This window comes from Photobacterium aquae (genome assembly GCF_001029445.1).
Taxonomy (GTDB): Bacteria; Pseudomonadota; Gammaproteobacteria; order Enterobacterales; family Vibrionaceae; genus Photobacterium; species Photobacterium aquae.
The window spans coordinates 19,866-38,176 of the sequence record NZ_LDOT01000011.1 but is presented as its reverse complement, the minus strand read 5'-3'; the positions used below and the strand labels follow the sequence as shown (position 1 = coordinate 38,176).

Below are 18,311 nucleotides of genomic sequence, written 5' to 3'. Positions count from 1 at the left end.
TCCTGCAAGCTCAGAAATTCGTTAAATTGCGCTAAATGTATCAGGGGGGGCGGATCGAGACAAGGCAAGGATTGTCAAACCTGCCACAGATCGGCATTTTATTTAGTTAAGCAGCCCATTAATGCCCTTTTCCCCCCGATATATGATGCGGTCATTCCCTCGGTATGCCCCAAAAGTAACCACTGCTGATGGATTTTCATCCCCCAAGCCACGCCAGTTAAACAGCAACCAGGGCTGAGACTGCTCCCCAGCATAACCTTTTTCACACGCTATGTCCGGATCATTGCTGACGGCCTTTTTCGGGTTAGCGTCAACTAACTTCTGCCAAAAACGCGCCTGCTCGCGGTAACCTCTTGTTGGATCAGGAATCGCCGTCAAATGCTTCTTCCCTGTAACACCTTCCTCAACCTGTCCTTTGCCTTCGATTCTCGATTGGCTCTTTATCGCCACCGACTGAGCGAGGATCTGGCGGCAGCTGTACTGGCCATCGAACCGGGAGACGTCATCATCTTTGTTGGTCACAAATTCAGTACCATTCCAGTACTCTACCCGCAGCGGGATCGTCAGATCGCTATCGGCACGTCCAGCAACATCATCCAACACCATCCGGCCATAACGGGTGGCAAAACGGGCGAACTGCTCGGCACTGCGAGGCTCGCTGCAATCCTGCCCGGCACCGCAAGCGACCACTTCTATATTCGGCTGCGCCAATACCGGACAACCAACCTGCTGGCACTCGCTTGCCGACATCTCCTGCGGCAATACCCCCATCGCAACCTCATACGGACCATCAGGTGCAGTAGACCTCCCGCCGGCCAGTACCGCCGGGGAGGCCAGCAAGCGGCCAAACAGCAGCGGGCTATCAGGGACAATCACGCTGTCCCGCTGCCACATCTGGCCCCAATTCTTTGGCCAACCGCCAAAATCAATACGGTCAGTCAGCCGGTTCGGCAACAGATAATCGACACCGGTATCAACCGCTTCCACCTCGACACCCAGTTGATTTTTATCGGCAAAATAACCGTAATTGACCGTTGGCAGCTTCTGGGCATTCTGGGCCTGCACCCTCAGCATCGCGCGGAACGGCTGATCCATGTAGACAAAGCTCTGATCCTGCGGATAAGCAGTACCACTTTGTGCTTCGACTACTTTGAAATACTTGGGATAAAAACGGCCAACCGGACGATAGCCCATGTTCATATCCATCCCTAAATAATCAGCTTGGGTATCAGCCTGCAGCAACACGCTCCCGACCTCGCTCCAGCGTGCCGAAAACGGGGTGTCTTCGAGGGATTGGTTCGTTAAAGACTGGTTTTCGACAAACAGCTGGCCAGCACTTGCTCCGGCTACCCTCGGCGAGTGGGGCTGGATACCCTCTCCTGCAGGAATTGACAACTCGACGCTCGTGCCCGGCGAGCCGGAAGCCATGAAATTAGCCGTTATCGGCCGCCCGCACATCTGCGAGCTGTCAACCGTCCCTCTAGCATTGCCCTGCGCGTCGATATCCGACTTGCCAGCATCTACCGGCAACCAAATCACTGGCTTGGCTTTGGTTTCAAATTGCTCGCCAGCGGCAACAAAGGCATTTCCCTTAACAGATGTCCCCGTGGCACTCTGGATCGGCTTGGCTTCTCCGCCTGCGTTGCACAGGGCAAAGGTATAGGGCCGTGACCAAACAGCCTGGCTGCCTTCAAGGCGCTGCCAGTTACCGAGATCGCGCAGGCTGGCTCGGCGTGATCGCGGAAGGATCTCGCAACCATCCAGCGTACACTCGGGATCAAACAGGGTCAGCATGGTCTTTCCTGCATCAAGGTAGCGCAGCTGCGCCTTGGCCCTGCCTTGATTGAAATCCAGTTTAATCGCCTCGGTTTTCCAGTCATCGCTCTTTGGCGCTGCCAGCTCGACAGAATCCCGGCCCGTCAAGGGGGCATCATAACGGGTCGCCAATGTCAGTGTCCGCTCACCTTGGTAGCCTGAAGCCACCTCGTTGCTCTGCGGCGAAGAGCAAGCCATTGCCTTGATCTCGATATCCACCGGACGCCCTGCAACAACGGGCAAATGCTCATCCGCAATCACAAACTTGAACGGCACGAAATTGTATAGGCCGCTATCGCTCTTGTCCTTGTCATCGGCGAGGGTTGCCGTCACCGACACCTTGCCAATCTTGTCGCTCTTGAGCCATAACGCCAGATGGCCATTGTCATCAACGGCCAGTGAGTGGGCCTGGCTGGCATCAAGCCGGCTTCCCGTCCCGCCACTTTCCTGTTTATACCAATAGGCCTTGCCCGGCGTACTCAGCGATGTAGCGATATCAACCTCGCCCTTGTAGCCCTTTGCTGGCAAGCCTTCTTTGTCCGTCACCTGAAACTCAACCTTCTGCCGATCGCAGGTCAGCGAGAAATCCTGCTCCGGGGTTACATCGATAAAATAATCCTTGGCCGGAGGGGGATTGAAGCACGCACTGTCACCAATAATCTCCGCTTGGTTCGTCAACTGCAACTGACAGGCAGTTACCGCTCCACGCATCGTTGTTTGATTAGACAACGCCACCGGACCTCGAGAATAGATACGCCCTCGGATGGAACCGGCATTATTCAGCTTTACCGTATAATCCTGAGCAACCTCTGGAGGACGAGTTGGGCCATGAAGTGGCAACGGGCAAGATTTACTCGTGCCATGGCCGTCCATATAGTAAGCAAGAATGGTCAGATCATCGGCATCATGATCGGTATTAATTGCTGCACTGGCCTCAATCTTATAACGAACATGTATGATCACCTTCCCCTTGATCGTAATCTCACCGCCTTCGATCAAACTAAGATTATCAAACCAATATTCACCTTGGTTGAAGGTAACATGGCCTCCTTTATCGACAATCAGACCATATGCGACCCCGCCAGAATCTTTAAAATACGTTCCGACTGGCGGTGTATAATTCTCACCGTTATGCACAATTTTATATGTTTCGATATGCTTTGCTGCCGAAGTATCCCATGTCAAAATTCGGTTTGCTGCCATCTTGCCATTTAATAGGCAAGCCTCACCGTCACACTTGGCAAAAACGTTGTCCTCGGGCTTGTACTGCGAGCCATATAAATCATTAATAATGGCATTACTAAAACCAATATGATGCTCCTTGGTATTGAATATCGTGCTCGCTTTGTCTGATGTGTGGTAGTTATTGGTATTACCCTCCCAAGTCTGAAGAGGTCCTGGAAATAGGTCACAATAATCAGCTAACTCAGGAGGCTGTGGCGCCTGACACTGAAAGCCTGTCACAGCATTGCCCAATGCCTTGATCCCTATTTTGGTACTTTTCAGCGATGAGAGATCTGCCCAACGCTGCTGGAGAAGCTTCCAATTTCCCTGCTCCCAAATGTAATACTCCAACATACCGGCCTTCTGGCTGGCATTGCCGGAATGGATATATTTAAGCCAGACTTTATAATTCCTGCCACGCTGAATATGATCATCGGCAATCACGGCATACAACTTGGTATTGAGCTCGTCACTCCACAACGGCAGCTGACGCTGGCCGCGGCTTTGCTGGGCCATCACGGTTTCGTACAACCGCGCCTGATCGATCATGAACGTCACATCAAACGATGCCTTGCTGCTGGCAAAGCAGCTTGCGGCCAAAGCCTGAAACGGAGCCATACCTGCAATGGTCAAGCATAGCGCGAGAAATAAGGGTCTAATCATGCGATTCAACATCCTTGGCCCACAACTCCTGAGTGCGGGAAACGGCAAACTTGCCGGTTCCGCAGCGGGCGGTGGTTTCCAGTTTGAATTTGTAGCTCGGTGACGGACTATCACCATAAGGGATCTTGGTACAAGTCAGTACTAACGACTGGCACTGAAAGCGTGCGGCTGGTAGCTGACCGGTATACTGACGGCAAGCGTCAGCATCAGCCAAGCGACTACCCAGCGGGAACAACTTACTCATCATATATTCGTTGCCCGAATGGGCGGCATACCAAGCTCGGCTGGCAAGGATCTCACGGGTCGTGGTGTCCTGCCCCGACCAATCGATTCGGATCAATGCCGCTGCCATCACTGCCATCACGGTGATCACAAAGATCGCCACCATCAACACGCTGCCACGTTGCCTGCTATAAAACATTCATCACCTGTACCGTATGCTGATAGGAGTAACGCTCCCGACTCTGAGGATCGCTCAGTACCATCTTGATATGTGCCATCCCATTGCTGTTCATACCCGCCCCGCTCGCGGTAAATGCCACCGATTCGACATCCTGTGCGATTAGCGTATCAGTGGACGGCTGCGCATTGTCACCAACCAAGCGGTAGAGGCTATGGGTGGCAGACTCAAAACAGTAACTGACCTTGTCACGGTAGGTATAAAAACGCTTCCCCGGCGAACGAGACTGCAGAGGCACGGCAAGCTGCACATTCAATACTTCCGGTTCGCGGGTTTTGGCAACACCCAATACACGGTCCCGTTTGGCGTCATACTGACTCGCAGACCCCAACCCGACTGCCGCCCAACTGTCCCCATCGATCGCCAGCCAGTCAGCCTCGCTGCCCAGCACCGGCGTCACCGCCAAGCTCTGCTGGGATGGTTCATACAGGTAAAAACCCGACAAACGAACGGGATAGAACGTCAGGCACTGGCCACTCTGGCGGGTCGCCAAACTATTTGGCGCGGCATGGCGGATCTCGCGGCTCATTTTCTCCAGGGCGAAGCGCGCTATCAGCTGATGCTGATCCCGGCTCACCGTCTGAACATAGCCCTCAACCCCGAGCTGAAGATATGCACCAATACCGAGTCCAATAACCCCGAGGACAACAAGGGCAATCACCATTTCAAACAGGGTAAACCCGCGCTGCCGCCGCAATAAACGCGCCATCAGTAATTACTCCGGAAGGCGGAAAAATCATATGTGCCATGACGTCCGGTATCGACCTGCAAGGTGATTCGCTTGTGCTGATGAGGATAATCAGGGCTTGGTGTATTCATACTGGCGTCATAGCCGACTGCGACATCGACGGTCATATTGAGGTAGCTATCTGTCGACTCGCCGTCACTGTGCAGCAGGCTCTCAATCGGCCCCCGCCACGGCTGCTGCGAATAACGGGTAGCACACAAGGCACGATCCCCCCAGCAGCCCTCGAAGTCATCAACATCGTTGGCCGCCGCCACATTGAGCCGGGAACTGGCGCTTTCGCCATCACGATACGTCTCACCACTATCAGGGCCGAATTTAGCTTCATCCGTACATTTTGCGGCACCAAATGCCGTCTCGTCACAGCGTACCGTATTGTCGGTGAGCAGCCCGCTGTTCTCATCGAACTGACGGGACAATATCGTATTGTAAAAGGCATTGGCGATGGCGGCAGCGCGCGCCTGATAATAGGGCCTGGCCGATTGCTCAGCCTGAGGGAACAAAAAGCTACTCAACGTCACCATGGCAATACTGAGGAGCACCATCGCCACAATCCCTTCGATAAGCGTAAAGCCGGACTGACGGCGCATAGAGGGCTGGCAAGGAGATGGTAAGCTGGTGTTATTCGGCATAGACGTAGCCTTCTTTGTTCATCGCCATCACCGCCTGCTCACCCGAGCGGTTGCCGCCAAACACAAAACGGCACCCTCGCAGGCAGAGCCGCTGGGGAGTGTTGCCGGCATCAAGATAGTAAGGCTGCCCCATTAGGTTGAACATCATGCTATTCACCCCGTCAGGCAAACCAGTAACAGAGAGTGCCAAATTGTCGCTGGCGCCGGTCAGGGGATGGACGAACCCAGCACAGCTAACTGGCGATCCGAAATAATCAGCAGAGACAACCAATTGGCGGCAGTCCTGCCCCAACTCGCTATTCATGCTGGCAACTTGGATTTGGCGGGTCATGGCAATCGCCTGATCACGATTGAGATAGGGATCATAGCTACTGCGTCCGATAAGCCGCGTAGCCGCGACAACAGAGATAATCCCGATAAGGACTATCACCACAATCAGCTCAACTAGGGTAAAACCGCGAGGCGTACGGGCCATAACTCATCCCGAAGAAAAAAGACGATAAGAATTATTTCCTCAAACACTCGACATACTCCACCAAGCACTTGAGGAAATAGAGCCCCGCAGGGCTCTATCAAACCAGGAATTAACAGCCGCTTTTCTCAACTTTTACGACAGGTTCTAGCGTCGTCTTAGCATCGCCTTCCCCTGTTTGAGTAGCCTGCGTATATTTCACATAACAAGTGCTTGACTTGATATCAGAAGCCAATTTAATTGCACTCAACGTGTAGTAGGCATCTGTACCGTCATATTGAACTTGCCATTCGCCCTTATGCTCAGCGGCCCCGCCCTCAACAGCAGCGGTGTACAAATCCAGCTTCAATGCATTGGTGATACCGTCTTTTGATGCATCCGGGTAGCCAAATGCCAATTTCATCGTCTTACCATCAACGATCAGATCAGCAGTCGGAGACTGATCTAGGCCCTTAACAGCCGCCTTGCCGAACACGATACCGGTCGCGCCGTTCATAGCACCTTTAAGACCTTCCAGCGTCGACCCGCGGGCATCACCTTGCAAGTTCAAAAAACGCGGCGCAGCTGTCACAGCCAAGATACCGAGGATCACAATCACCACAACCAATTCAATCAGCGTAAAGCCGCCTTGACGTTTCATACTTCTCTCCTAACAAGGACTTTATTATTAACAACACGAGAAAATAGCTATCACTCACCGAATCAAAATCCGGTAAATAGCTACCACTATCCACTCTATTTCCTCAATACCCGCAAGAGGCCGACACTGAGGAAATAGAGCCCCGAAGGGCCCTATACAATGATTAACAGCCTTTCTTAACCACTTCGACCTTAGCTTCTTTAATCGTTTGGTTTGGAGCTGTGCCAATTTGTTGCGCTTCGGTGTACTTAACATAACATTTTGTCGCTTCCACCTTGGCGACATCCGTCGCTTCATTGCCCAGCTTAATCGCATTCAGAGTAAACAATGCTGTTCGAGGCTGATTTGATGTATTGCCGAAAGCCGCCTTCCACTCATTGGTATCAAGTTTCAATGCTTTCTGGATACCCGTATCTTGTGCTGTAGGGTAACCAAAACTAGTGGTGATTCCATCAACATCAATCGCCGTAGAGGAGCCGTCAGCCTGCTCCTTGCCTTCAATCGCCGCCTTGCCGTAGACAATGCCTGTCGCGCCGTTGATCGCGCCCTTAAGGCCTTCCAGCGTCGAACCTCGGGCATCACCCTGCAGGTTCAAAAAGCGCGGTGCAGCTGTCACAGCCAAAATACCGAGGATCACAATCACCACTACCAATTCAATCAGCGTAAAGCCGCCCTGACGTTTCATACTTCTCTCCTAACAAGGACTTTATTATTAACAATAAAAACAAACAGCGATCTGTACCCAGCATCCATTGCCGGGCAGACTCGCTATTTACTCAATGTATCCGCTTATACCTTACGCGCAGGCAGGCAAACACTAACAGCCCGCGTGGTACACGGTGACCATGGGCTCGATAATTTCCCGTGAGATCCGGTGAGCCTGACTGTACTCGACATAGCAGTGTGTCGTTTTAATCTGCTCGAAATAGCTGCCAGCCACCTTGCTCGTGCCCGTTAGCACCGGCTCAAGCGCCTTCAAGGTATATACCACTTGGGGCGTTCCATTCTCGACACCACGAACCTGGCTTGCCTTACCATAGGCCACACTCCATTCATCATCGGTGTCTAGCATCAATGCCCGGGTCATCCCGTCTTCTTCGGCAGCCGGATACCCAAAGGCAATACGTGTTCCTTTGCTATCATCGCCCAGTGCGGTACTTGGCAACTGCTCTTTCCCCTCTAGCGCCGCCTTGCCAAAGACAATACCGCTCGCTCCGTTGATCGCCCCTTTCAGGCCATGCAACGCCGCCTTGCGGCCGTCGCCCTGCAAATCAAGGAAACGCGGCGCAGCCGTTACGGCCAAAATGCCGAGTATCACGATTACTACGACCAACTCGATCAGCGTAAAACCACCCTGACGCTTCATCCCAATCACCTTCATTGACATGCGACCTAGATTGCAGCCTGACGAATTTCAGTACGAACCTGCCCCTTGGCAGGCTGATAGGTAAAGTAATGACCCGACGTCACATTTGCTATACCGTCACTGCCCTTAACCTTCGAGGCCAATTGGTAATAGCGGCACGCTTTCTGGTTATCGATAGTGGTCAAATCGGTATAGAACAGGTAGTCATCATCCGCCGCCTGTTTGCTATCGCTAGTCACCCGTGGCGGGTTCTGCAATAGGTTATCCAGCAATGAGACGCAGTCAGCAACCACCATGCTATCGATGGCCTTGTTGTCCAGCGAGACGGGATAGCCAATACGCGGTTTGCCATCATCACTTTCCATCGTCAGGTAGAAGTCGGTACCGTCATAATCCACCATGCTGCGGCCATCATTTTTTGGGCGCCCATAAGCTTCCCATTGGGCACGCACCGACATTACCGCCGTGGCATAGCCACCGGCGATCCCCTCAATGGAGGCCTTCTTGGCTTCGTCAGTCACATTCATAAAACGCGGCAACGCCGCCACAGCCAGCAAGCCGACAACAATAATCACAACAACCAATTCAACCAAGGAAAAACCCGACTGCTTGTTCATGACAACCTTATCTCCATATACCGATAACAAAGCACCGCAGCCGGGCTGGCCGCAAAATAACCACGATACCGCTTGTCAAATATGCATCACTTTCTTGGGTGATGCGTCAAAAAAACGTTGCTGTATATTGTCTCATTTTCATAAAAAATTTCCAGCCATTTCCCGGGACTCACCTCATAAAAACATGAATTGTAAGGCTCTGTATTGGAAATCTTTTTTTCCACCACACGTAGGTATTCAGGTACATTTTCACGGGAGGAGAGCAACTGCCAGGTTAATGGACAGTCAATTTCTTGTCGTATGCGTATAATTGGCCATCCCCGTTGGGTATGACCATAATGAATACCGTCGGTTTCAGACTGCTTGGGGTGCCCCTCAAGCTCCCACTGCTGACGCAGCGCCGAGGCGCTGTGAATAATGGTGTTGGCCATCGTCTGCAGCTGAACCTTCTCCGCTTCGCGGTAAACCTTGTGCCATTCGACCAGTAACACGGCCACCAGCAACAACGCCACCGCACCGTACAAGAAATAGACTTGTCGCCGGCGCAGATTGTATTCAAACGCCCCGCGCGACATCGAGCAGTCCCCACATCGGCAAGAAAATACCCAGAGCCAGAATCAGTACCATAATCGCCACGACAAACAACAGAATAGGCTCAATACGGGCTGTCAGGGTCTTGAGGTCATAGTCCACTTCCCGATCATAAAAATCCGAGACTTCCAGCAGCAGCTCATCGACCTGACCGGTCTCTTCGCCTACGGCAATCATCTGCATGACCAATGGGGTGAAGACCCCTGAGTGATTAGCCGTCGCCGCAATCCCGCCACCAGATTCGATCCCGTTTTTCATCTCGACCAGACGGCTTTCTAGATAACGGTTGCCCAGTGATTCAGCCGACATTTGCAATGCGGTATTGAGCGGGACCCCGGCCCGGATCATCAGCGAGAAAGTACGGGAAAAACGTGATAGCTGGGCCCGGTTGACGATATCGCCCACAATGGGCACTTTCAGCCGCCAACGGTCCCATGTCTCGCTCCCGGCCGGTGTCCTACGCCATATCCGGATCCCCAGCCACGCGGCCACGCTGCCACCGAGCATCAGCGGCCAGTAATGAACGAAGAAATTTGAGCTGGCGATTAACATCCGGGTGGGAAGCGGCAGCTCGACACCGAAACGGCTGAACATCGAGGCAAACTGCGGTATCACCTTGATATTGAGGATGGTCATCGCCAGCATGATGGCGCTAACCACAAACAGCGGGTAACGCATCGCCGACTTGATCCGGCGACGGGTTTCCATCTCCTGTTCAAAATAAAGAGCGAGCTGCAACAGGGTCTCATCAAGCCTACCCGTATTCTCGCCCACCTGGATCATCGAAATGAACAAATCGGAAAATACCCGGGGGTGCTGGCGCATCGCAGCCGATAGCGACTTGCCGTTGGTCATTTCCACCACAACAGCTTCCAGCGTCGCCTTCATCAACGGGTGGCTGGTACTTTGCCCCAGCCCTTTCATCGAACGCAGCAAGGGGACCCCGGCCTTGGTCAGGCTATAGAGCTGACGACAAAATATCACCAGGATCTCAAGCGGCACGCTGGCCTTGAAAAACTCAGCCCAGTTATGTGCAGCCTGACGGCTCTTTACCCGACGAATTTCCAACGGAATGATCCCCTGACGGATCAACAAGTCCGCCGCCGATCCCTCATTGGCAGCCTCTATCTGGCCACGTTGGATTTCGCCCTTACTACCCCGGCCGCGATATTTGAATACAGCCATTATCTATCCTCACTACTCACAGAGAACAACCGTCATACTCTTCCCCCTCACCGAGGAGCAATACCTCGTTGAGGCTGGTTATACCCTCGGTAGCTAACTCCATCGCCGACTCAATCAGCGGCTTGTAACCCTCACTGGTGCGGGCAATTTGGGTAAAGCGCACCGCATCACCGCCGCGCAGGGCATCCATCATCGCCGGGGTCATTTCCAGCAGCTCAAAGACCCCAACCCGCCCCTTGAAACCGGTAAAGTTGCAGCTCTGGCACCCATAGCCATGATACAGCTGGGCATCGGCATGGTTCGGGAAACGCGCCCTGAGCCACTGCAGCTGCGCCTCGTCCGGATCATAGGGCGTACAGCAATCACGGCAGATCCGGCGAACCAGCCGCTGTGCCAATACCGCGCGAACCGCACTGGCCACCAAGTACCCCGGGGCTTCCATGTCCATCATCCGCAATGCACTGTCGACCGCATCGTTGGTGTGCAAGGTCGACAATACCAAGTGGCCGGTCAATGCCGATCGAAGGCCGATTTCCACGGTTTCCTGATCACGCATCTCACCAACCAAAATAATATCGGGATCCTGACGGAGGAATGTACGCAGGATCGACGAGAACGTCAGGCCGATCTTGCTGTTAACCTGCACCTGATTGACCCGCGGCAACCGGTATTCCACTGGATCCTCGGCCGTAATCAGCTTCTTGCCCGGCTGGTTTAGCTCATTGAGCGCCCCGTAAAGGGTGGTCGTCTTGCCCGATCCCGTCGGCCCGGTCACCAGAATCATCCCGTGCGGGCGGCGCAGCTGGCGCCGGAAACGCTGAAGGATCGCCGCCGGCATCCCGATTTCCTCCAAGCTCAGGATCCCCGCTGACTGGTTGAGCAGTCGCATAACCACCGACTCTCCGTGCTGGACCGGCATGGTCGAGACACGGACATCAACCGAATTGCCGCGTACCTTGACGTTGAAGCGCCCGTCCTGCGGCAGACGCTTCTCGGAAATATCCAACCCGCTCATCAGCTTCAGTCTCAGCACCAATGCCGAAGCCACCCCGGACTCATTGAGCAAGGTCTCATGCAGAACGCCGTCGATCCGCTGGCGGATCCGCAACACCTTGCTGTCCGGCTCGATATGAATATCCGAAGCACCAACCTGAATCGCATCCTCGAACAGCGAGTTAATCAACTTAACAACCGTGACTTCCTCGTTGCCATCGTCATCGAGCCCAAAACCGAAGTCATTTTCATTCTGATGCTCGGCCTGCAACTGCTCAGCAAAGGAGACAATTTCCTGAGTCCGGCGGTAGTAGCGGTCAAAGGCCGCGATCAACTGCCGCTCCGGCGCAATAACCAGCTCGACACGGTACTGGCTAAGCTGGTTGTATATCGCCTCTTGGGCCGACAAGTCGGCAGGATCACTCATCGCAACCCGCACCGTATCGTCATTCAACCCCACGGCCAATGCACGCAGGCGACGGGCATGGACCTCTGACAGCAAGGCCACCGCTTCGGTATCGACGCTCAGCCGGGTCAAGTCGACCAGCGGGATGTCCAACTGACGCGACAAAAACTGCAGCAACTGCTGCTCGGTCAGGATCCCCATGCTGATGAGGGTATCCCCCAGCTTGCGGCCGGATGCCTGCTGCTGGTTCAGCGCCTGCTCCAACTCCGACTGGTTGATGATCCCTTCTTCAACCAACAAGTCGCCCAGACGTTTTCTAAGACGGATTGCCACGGTTACCCCTCCGAACTGGCCAATACATTCAGCCGCTGCTGAATAAACTGTTGTGATTGTGATGATATTCGCCCCATCAGCAATGCCTGCTGATAGGCCTGTTCGGCTTTTGTACCATTGCCGCCACGCTCCAATGCAATACCCAGCCCCATCCACCAGCGGCCATCATAAGGCTCAAGTTCAACAAGCCTCTGGTAGCTGCTCAGGGCAAGATTGTTGCTCTTGAGCTGCTGGGCCAATGCCCCGCGCATCGCGAGATAGCCACTATCCGGCTGGGCAGGCAAGACAGCCAACACATTGAGCGCAGCTTGCTGCTGCGACTCACTGACCAGCAACCGAGCCAGCGTCAGGCGCAATACCGGCTGCTGGCTGTCATAGCCAAGACCTTCTTGCAAAATAGCCAGTGCACGGCGGACATCGCCCCGCCCGTAATACAGGGCTGCCAGTTTTTGGCGGGCTTCGGCCCAATCAGGGCGATAGGACAATGCCGCTTCGTAATAGTCCGCTGCCTTGCGGCTGTTACCTTCCTTCATGGCTTTTTCCGCTCGGCCAAACTCCACATCTGCCAGCTGCGCGGGCGTCAGGGCCACGGTTTCTATCACCAAACCGCTTTCCGGCTCATCCTCCGCATCAGCTTCACTCCGCGTTCCACCGGCTGGCTGGACGGCCTTAGCTGAAACGGCAGCTGCCTTAACCCGAGCTTCTTTGGAAGGCGCTTTTTTCTCTGGCGGTACCGCCGGGGCTACCGCGACAACAGAAGCGGGGCTGGCAGACGCCGGCGGAGGTGGTAAGACAATTGGGGCCAGCTCGGTAACGCTGGCAATCGCCGGGGTACTATCCTCAGGTTCACCGCGAGCCAGTGCGACCTCTTCCACTGGCGTCTGCTCCGAGATCTTCCGAACATCAGGCGTTGCGGAAGATACCATCGGGCCCACATCCTTTTTTGCAGGCTCGGGAACACGCTCCCCATCTGCATGGGACGCAACGGCAACGGGGGCAGGCGTGGGGGCCGACACAGCCTCCACCGGCTGGCTACCGAACCACCAGCCCACACATCCCGATGCGAGCAAACCGGTGCAGGCTAACGCCAACCAGTATCCGTAACGGCGAGTAGGAAGCGGTGCAATATCTGCCGGCTCCAGCGACGAGCCCATGCTCGCGGGCTGCTGCCGACTCAATGTTTGTAATTTCTTGTTCAGTTCACTCATGGGTTCTTATTGCCATCCCCATAAAATCGGATACGTCCAGCGAGGCTGGCGTGCTCCCAATGTATCTCGAATTGCCAGCAGAACATCACGGCGGGTGATCTGTTGACGCTTATCACTGCATGCAGCTATCAGTGCCTTGTGGCACAACTGGTTAATGAGTCTCGGAATGCCTCCACTCGCCCGCCAAATGGCTTTAGCGGCAGAATACGGGAATAAAACGGGGGATGCCCCAACCCCGGCCAGACGAAAACGGATATAGGCCACGGTCTCGGCATGGGTAAGGGGGCGCAGAGCGCTACGAAATGTGATCCGCTGACGGAACTGGCGCAAATGGTGGCTCGCCAACCGATCATCAAGCTCCGGTTGGCCCAGCAATATAATTTGCAGCAACTTCTCATGCTCGGTTTCAAGATTACCCAACAATCGGATCACCTCAAGAGCATCATCTGGCAGAGCCTGGGCTTCATCAATAAGCACGACGACCGACCGCCCCTCGGCCTTGCGCGCCAACAGCCCCTGCTGCAGGCGATCTGCCAACAGGGCACTGTCACCGTCGGTGGCCAGGCCGAGCTCACGGGCCAATGCAATCCGCAGCTCGTAGCCACTGGCAGCAGGGGTCGGCAGGTAAGCAAGCTCACAATGCTCGGGGAGCCGCCCCATTAACATCCGGCAAACCAGAGTTTTGCCCGTTCCGACCTCGCCGGCGATCTGAATGATCCCCTCGCCCATAGAAAGAGCGGCAAGGGTCGTTTCAATCGCCTCGAGATGCGGAGGAAGGGCATGGAACAATGCAGTATTGGGCGTCAACCCGAAAGGTGCCGCCCCCATACCGAAGTGAAACAGATACATGGCTTACCCCTTAGGGAACCATTCTTTTACCAGCGCCCGCGAGCGCTCAATCTCTTTTTGCCAAGTCTGCTCGCCAACCACGGTCGGCTTGAGCAGGATCACCAGCTCAGTTTTGGTATCAATTTTATTGATATTGCGGAATAGGTGGCCAAGCGCCGGGATATCCCCGAGCAGCGGCACCTTGCTCACCTGATCGTGGGTTGCTGATTTCATCAGGCCGCCGATCACCACAACATCCCCAGACTGAGCGTGGATCACCGAATCAGACTCGCGGATCGAGCTCTTGGCCAGAGGAAGTTGGTAAGTACCGAACGTATCGCCGAGGGTGATATCCTTGACCTCGGTCACCACATCAATAACCGCAGGGTGAACATGCAGCAGCACCCCGCCTTGATCGTCAATTTGCGGTGTCACATCCAGAGAGATCCCCGAGAAGAACGGCGTCAGCTCAACATCGGGTGATGCCGTACCGCCATCGCTGTTTACCTCGCCACCGGAAATATCGGTCACGAAGTACTGATCATTACCCACTTTGATCACCGCCTTCTGGTTATTGGCGGCCGTTACCCGAGGGCTGGACAGCACGTTCAAGTCACCCTGTGTATCCAAGAAACTCAACACCGCATCGAAGTTACCATCGGAAATCGTGACATTGGTCTGCCCGCCCAGCAAATTGGCAATTTCACTACCGCCAGGCAGTACCTGTGGAATAATATTGCCCGCGACATCTTTGACAACCTGCCCGGTGCCAAAAGTAATATCCGTCCCGCCAATACTCTTGGTGATATTGCTCCAGTTTATCCCCTGCTGATAACCGTCACTCAAGGTCACTTCCATGATCTTGGCTTCCAGCACCACCTGACGCTTGAGGCGCTGCTGCGAGATCCCGAGAAACTCTTTGACCTCGCGCAGTTCATTGGGATAAGCACGTACCGAAATCAGGCTGGCCTGCGGCGACACGACGATGCTGCGACCATTGCCGGTACCAATCATCGCCTGAACCGCCTTCTCGAGCTGAACCCAGAAATCACTCTCGGATACCGTTTCGATTGTGGTACCGCCCGTCGTCGTCGACGAACCGTTATTCGAATTGTTGTTATTGTCGCTGTTGCTACCGCCCTCCGACGAATCGCTCCCCGATGACCCCGAATCGCTATTGGTCAGCGAACCGGTGGTCAACGTAGTCAGAGAGACACCGCGGCGCTTGAGCTGGAGGTAGTCGACAGGGATCACCTCGGTGCGCAGGGTAGCCGGGAAAACTTGGATAATATTGCCCTTGCGGGTAATGCTGTAACCGTAAATGTCCGACACAACATCAAGCACTTCATCGAGTGTCACATCCCTCAAACTAAGGGTGATTTTCCCCTTCACGTCCGGATGCATCACCATATTGAACGGTGTCCCCTTCACCAGGCTACCGAAAAAGGCCTTGGCATCGACATTACGGGCATTGACGCGAAAACGCTTCTCCAATGCCACAGGGCTGACATACTCGCTGCCATCCAGACTCGGCATCAGATCATCACTGACCGAGGCTGGCAAATCCATCAATGGCCGGCTATTTGCCTCGTTCGCCGCTTGGTTGAGCGCCTCTTTGATTTCCACCGGATTACGGTGGCCCATCGAACACCCCACCAAGGAGACGATGGCCGCAGCCACAACTAATACTCGCATCTTAATCACTTCGTTTTATTCTGACTTTATATTCTCTGCAAACAGGTCGAGGCGCCACTGCCGCCCTCCCCGGCTTACGACCACAGATTCGTCCCCGATTGCCGACACGACATACCCGTTTACCCGGCCCCCCAGCCCGACACTCTGACCACTGAGGATCACGGTACATGCCTGCCCGTCACAGAAGATCCCCTGTAGGTTCGGCAAACGGGCATGGGTTACCACCTGCGTACGCTTGGGAGCCTGCCAACCCAACGGGGCGGTAGGATCCTGACTCTCGCGGGCCTGTGCGGGCAACCCGCACAGGCCGCACAGCACCACAACCGGTACAATGTTCTTAACCACCGATAAAATCCCTACTTTCACCTAGCGTATACACCACCAGCTCCACATCAGCCCATGGGTAGCCATTGACCTTGTAATCAAGGCTCTGCCAATAGTATTTCACCGGCAGCGACTCCAACTGATTCAGGTAATCAACCACATCAAAATAGCGACCGCGCAGGATCAATTTGACCCGGTGAATATAGAACCCGCCTTGCTCGCCGCTTTGCAGCTGCTCTGGCGGCAGCGATGAGAGCGCAACCAACTTCAGGCGTTCTGAGTGAGCCAATACCTTTTCCAGCAAAACTGGCATCTCGGCCGGCGAAACCAAACTGCCCACTCGCTCTGCCAATTGGGTATCCAACTCGGCATTTTCGGCATTGAGACGGCGGATCCGGGTATCCAGTTCCTGATCGGGATCTTGCTTGAGCCGACGCTTCACCAACAACAACTGGTTATCGCTATTGGTTACGGCCTGGCTGAGCATCACCAACCGCTGCTCGGCATGATCCAAGCTCTGAATCTGAGGCTCGATGACCGCCACAAAACCGATGAACAGTACAGCAACCCACCCCGTCAAGGCGATAAGCCCCTGCTCACGCCGGGTCAGTCCGTCGAATTTCTCGCACAACTGTTGCCACATATTCATGACTGGCCTCCTTGCGAATTATGGGCGGGCTCACGATCGGAAAAGAGCGTGAATGTCACACCATTTTTCCGATCCCGCCCCAGTGAAAACTGCTGGAAACGTCGCTCGGACAAAGCCTTGTACTGATCAAACTGTTGTAGCCAAACAGGCACGGCGTCCGGTGTCCGGGCCATACCCTCAAGATCCATATTGGCTCCAGATACCCGGATATGTGACAGCGAAATATTGCCGTTAGCCGCCAACGAAAGTTGCTCCATCATTGCGCCATAACCTACCTTGAGGCTTTCATCATGCATGGCGATAGAGTTCAATGCCATCTGCTTCGATGCCAGGCTTTTCTCTAGCCCGGCGGCCATGTCTACCTTGAGTTGACTCGGCAAGTGCTTCGCGAGTGCCTCCTTCGCCCGAGCCAGAGCCCCATTAGCGCTATCTAGCAAACGCTGTTCGGCCTGCAATCGCTGTTGCTGCTGATAATTTTGCCATGAGAACCAGCCTGCACACGCGGCTAGAATAACAATCGCAATCCCCCACCCTGCCGCCAAATTCGACAAGGTGATCAACTCGGTTTTCGGCTTGAGGCTATCACTGAACAAATTGATATTCGATTGCTCGGCCGAGTGCAGGCCTGCATAGGCGACCCGCAGGGCATTACTCGACAGCAGTTGCTCCTCCAGTGAAAGAGCGGCGACCTTCACGTTCAAACGCTCGCCGAGTGCTGTCGCCAGTAAGGCATCATCCTCGCCGTCGCAGGCAACCAGCACCTGAGTAACGGGGACATCACGTAGCTGGGCACTGAGGAAATCAAGCGAACGCTGTAACTCCAGAGCCAAGCCATCAAGTTGCATCACGTCGGATGGGGCGGGATCGGATTTAGCCACCGGGGCAGCGAAACCACGTAGCTGGCGCTGGAAACACAACACCTGCTGTTTGAAAGCCATCAGTTGCAAGTTGCCCTTGCCACGGCGCTGGAGCAATAACTGGGTGTGTCCGGGTGAACCAAACTGCCCCCAAACCACTTCCTCAACCGAGATCCCCTTGAGCTCGCAACCAGCCTCGCGAAGGCTCTGAACCAAAGACTCCACCAGATTTTTGTTAGCAACAAAAACCTGTAACCGCTCCTTGAGTGGCGAGACAAAGCCATCTGCAACCAGCTCCGAAGGCGAGTCGTTGACTAAGTCCTTGACCAGAAAGGGCAAGGCTGTCGGATATTCTTCTCTGGGCAATTCCGGCTTTTCGATCAGCAGACTCTGATAGCGGCCATGCCCGAGAACAAGCTGGACATGCTCCCCCTTCAGCGAATGGCGCTCTGCCAATTCTCGAACGGCCATAGGCCAGCCCGTGCTATCTCGAACACTGTACTCATCAACCAGCCAGGCACCATCTTGACGGCACACCAAAGCGACGGTATCGGAAAATAACGCCATCGATACAGTCGCCTGCTGTCGCGGCTGCTTAATGAATTTAT

18 protein-coding genes are annotated in these 18,311 nt (G+C 54.5%); all 18 read right to left on the bottom strand.

The window, feature by feature from the left end; all coding sequences use genetic code 11:
• Positions 1-102: 102 nt before the first annotated feature.
• Complete coding sequence (locus ABT56_RS08950; RefSeq protein WP_047878542.1) at positions 103-3,702, bottom strand: DUF6701 domain-containing protein; 3,600 nt, start codon at positions 3,700-3,702, stop codon at positions 103-105.
• Positions 3,695-4,123 carry a hypothetical protein gene (locus tag ABT56_RS08945; protein ID WP_047878541.1) on the bottom strand — a complete coding sequence of 143 codons (429 nt, stop codon included), beginning with the start codon at positions 4,121-4,123 and terminating at the stop codon, positions 3,695-3,697. Before ABT56_RS08945 ends, ABT56_RS08950 begins: the two co-directional genes overlap by 8 nt.
• The gene (locus tag ABT56_RS08940) at positions 4,113-4,871 is read right to left on the bottom strand and encodes a PulJ/GspJ family protein (RefSeq protein ID WP_047878540.1); all 759 of its coding nucleotides are present in this window, start codon (positions 4,869-4,871) and stop codon (positions 4,113-4,115) included. Before ABT56_RS08940 ends, ABT56_RS08945 begins: the two co-directional genes overlap by 11 nt.
• Positions 4,871-5,539, bottom strand: coding sequence for a type IV pilus modification PilV family protein (locus ABT56_RS08935; protein ID WP_053062426.1), 669 nt, complete (start codon positions 5,537-5,539; stop codon positions 4,871-4,873). The genes ABT56_RS08940 and ABT56_RS08935 overlap by 1 nt, the downstream gene beginning before the upstream one ends.
• Positions 5,529-6,014, bottom strand: a complete 486-nt coding sequence (locus ABT56_RS23230) for a prepilin-type N-terminal cleavage/methylation domain-containing protein (protein WP_053062425.1) — start codon at positions 6,012-6,014, stop codon at positions 5,529-5,531. Before ABT56_RS23230 ends, ABT56_RS08935 begins: the two co-directional genes overlap by 11 nt.
• 109 nt (positions 6,015-6,123) lie before the next feature.
• Positions 6,124-6,651 carry a type II secretion system protein gene (locus ABT56_RS08925; protein WP_047878539.1) on the bottom strand — a complete coding sequence of 176 codons (528 nt, stop codon included), beginning with the start codon at positions 6,649-6,651 and terminating at the stop codon, positions 6,124-6,126.
• Positions 6,652-6,814: 163 nt separating this feature from the next.
• A complete protein-coding gene (locus ABT56_RS08920) occupies positions 6,815-7,336 on the bottom strand; it encodes a type II secretion system protein (RefSeq protein WP_047878538.1) in 522 nt (173 codons plus the stop codon).
• A gap of 132 nt (positions 7,337-7,468) precedes the next feature.
• Complete coding sequence (locus ABT56_RS08915) at positions 7,469-8,017, bottom strand: type II secretion system protein (RefSeq protein ID WP_047878537.1); 549 nt, start codon at positions 8,015-8,017, stop codon at positions 7,469-7,471.
• A 26-nt stretch (positions 8,018-8,043) separates the two neighbouring features.
• A complete protein-coding gene (locus ABT56_RS08910) occupies positions 8,044-8,634 on the bottom strand; it encodes a prepilin-type N-terminal cleavage/methylation domain-containing protein (RefSeq protein WP_047878536.1) in 591 nt (196 codons plus the stop codon).
• An 86-nt stretch (positions 8,635-8,720) separates the two neighbouring features.
• Entirely contained in the window at positions 8,721-9,209 is a 489-nt protein-coding gene (locus ABT56_RS08905) for a hypothetical protein (protein ID WP_047878535.1), read from the bottom strand.
• Positions 9,190-10,410 carry a type II secretion system F family protein gene (locus tag ABT56_RS08900; protein ID WP_047878534.1) on the bottom strand — a complete coding sequence of 407 codons (1,221 nt, stop codon included), beginning with the start codon at positions 10,408-10,410 and terminating at the stop codon, positions 9,190-9,192. Before ABT56_RS08900 ends, ABT56_RS08905 begins: the two co-directional genes overlap by 20 nt.
• Positions 10,411-10,426: 16 nt before the next feature.
• Positions 10,427-12,142, bottom strand: coding sequence for a GspE/PulE family protein (locus ABT56_RS08895; protein ID WP_047878533.1), 1,716 nt, complete (start codon positions 12,140-12,142; stop codon positions 10,427-10,429).
• Between the two features lie 2 nt (positions 12,143-12,144).
• On the bottom strand, positions 12,145-13,350 hold the full coding sequence (locus tag ABT56_RS08890; protein ID WP_047878532.1) for a tetratricopeptide repeat protein: 1,206 nt from the start codon (positions 13,348-13,350) through the stop codon (positions 12,145-12,147).
• A 6-nt stretch (positions 13,351-13,356) separates the two neighbouring features.
• Complete coding sequence (locus ABT56_RS08885; RefSeq protein ID WP_047878531.1) at positions 13,357-14,199, bottom strand: ExeA family protein; 843 nt, start codon at positions 14,197-14,199, stop codon at positions 13,357-13,359.
• Between the two features lie 3 nt (positions 14,200-14,202).
• Complete coding sequence (gene mshL / locus ABT56_RS08880) at positions 14,203-15,873, bottom strand: pilus (MSHA type) biogenesis protein MshL (RefSeq protein WP_047878530.1); 1,671 nt, start codon at positions 15,871-15,873, stop codon at positions 14,203-14,205.
• 15 nt (positions 15,874-15,888) lie between these two features.
• Complete coding sequence (locus ABT56_RS08875) at positions 15,889-16,218, bottom strand: hypothetical protein (RefSeq protein WP_053062424.1); 330 nt, start codon at positions 16,216-16,218, stop codon at positions 15,889-15,891.
• A complete protein-coding gene (locus ABT56_RS08870) occupies positions 16,211-16,846 on the bottom strand; it encodes a type II secretion system protein GspM (RefSeq protein ID WP_047878529.1) in 636 nt (211 codons plus the stop codon). Before ABT56_RS08870 ends, ABT56_RS08875 begins: the two co-directional genes overlap by 8 nt.
• On the bottom strand, positions 16,843-18,270 hold the full coding sequence (locus tag ABT56_RS08865; RefSeq protein WP_157037806.1) for a PilN domain-containing protein: 1,428 nt from the start codon (positions 18,268-18,270) through the stop codon (positions 16,843-16,845). Before ABT56_RS08865 ends, ABT56_RS08870 begins: the two co-directional genes overlap by 4 nt.
• Positions 18,271-18,311 lie beyond the last annotated feature (41 nt).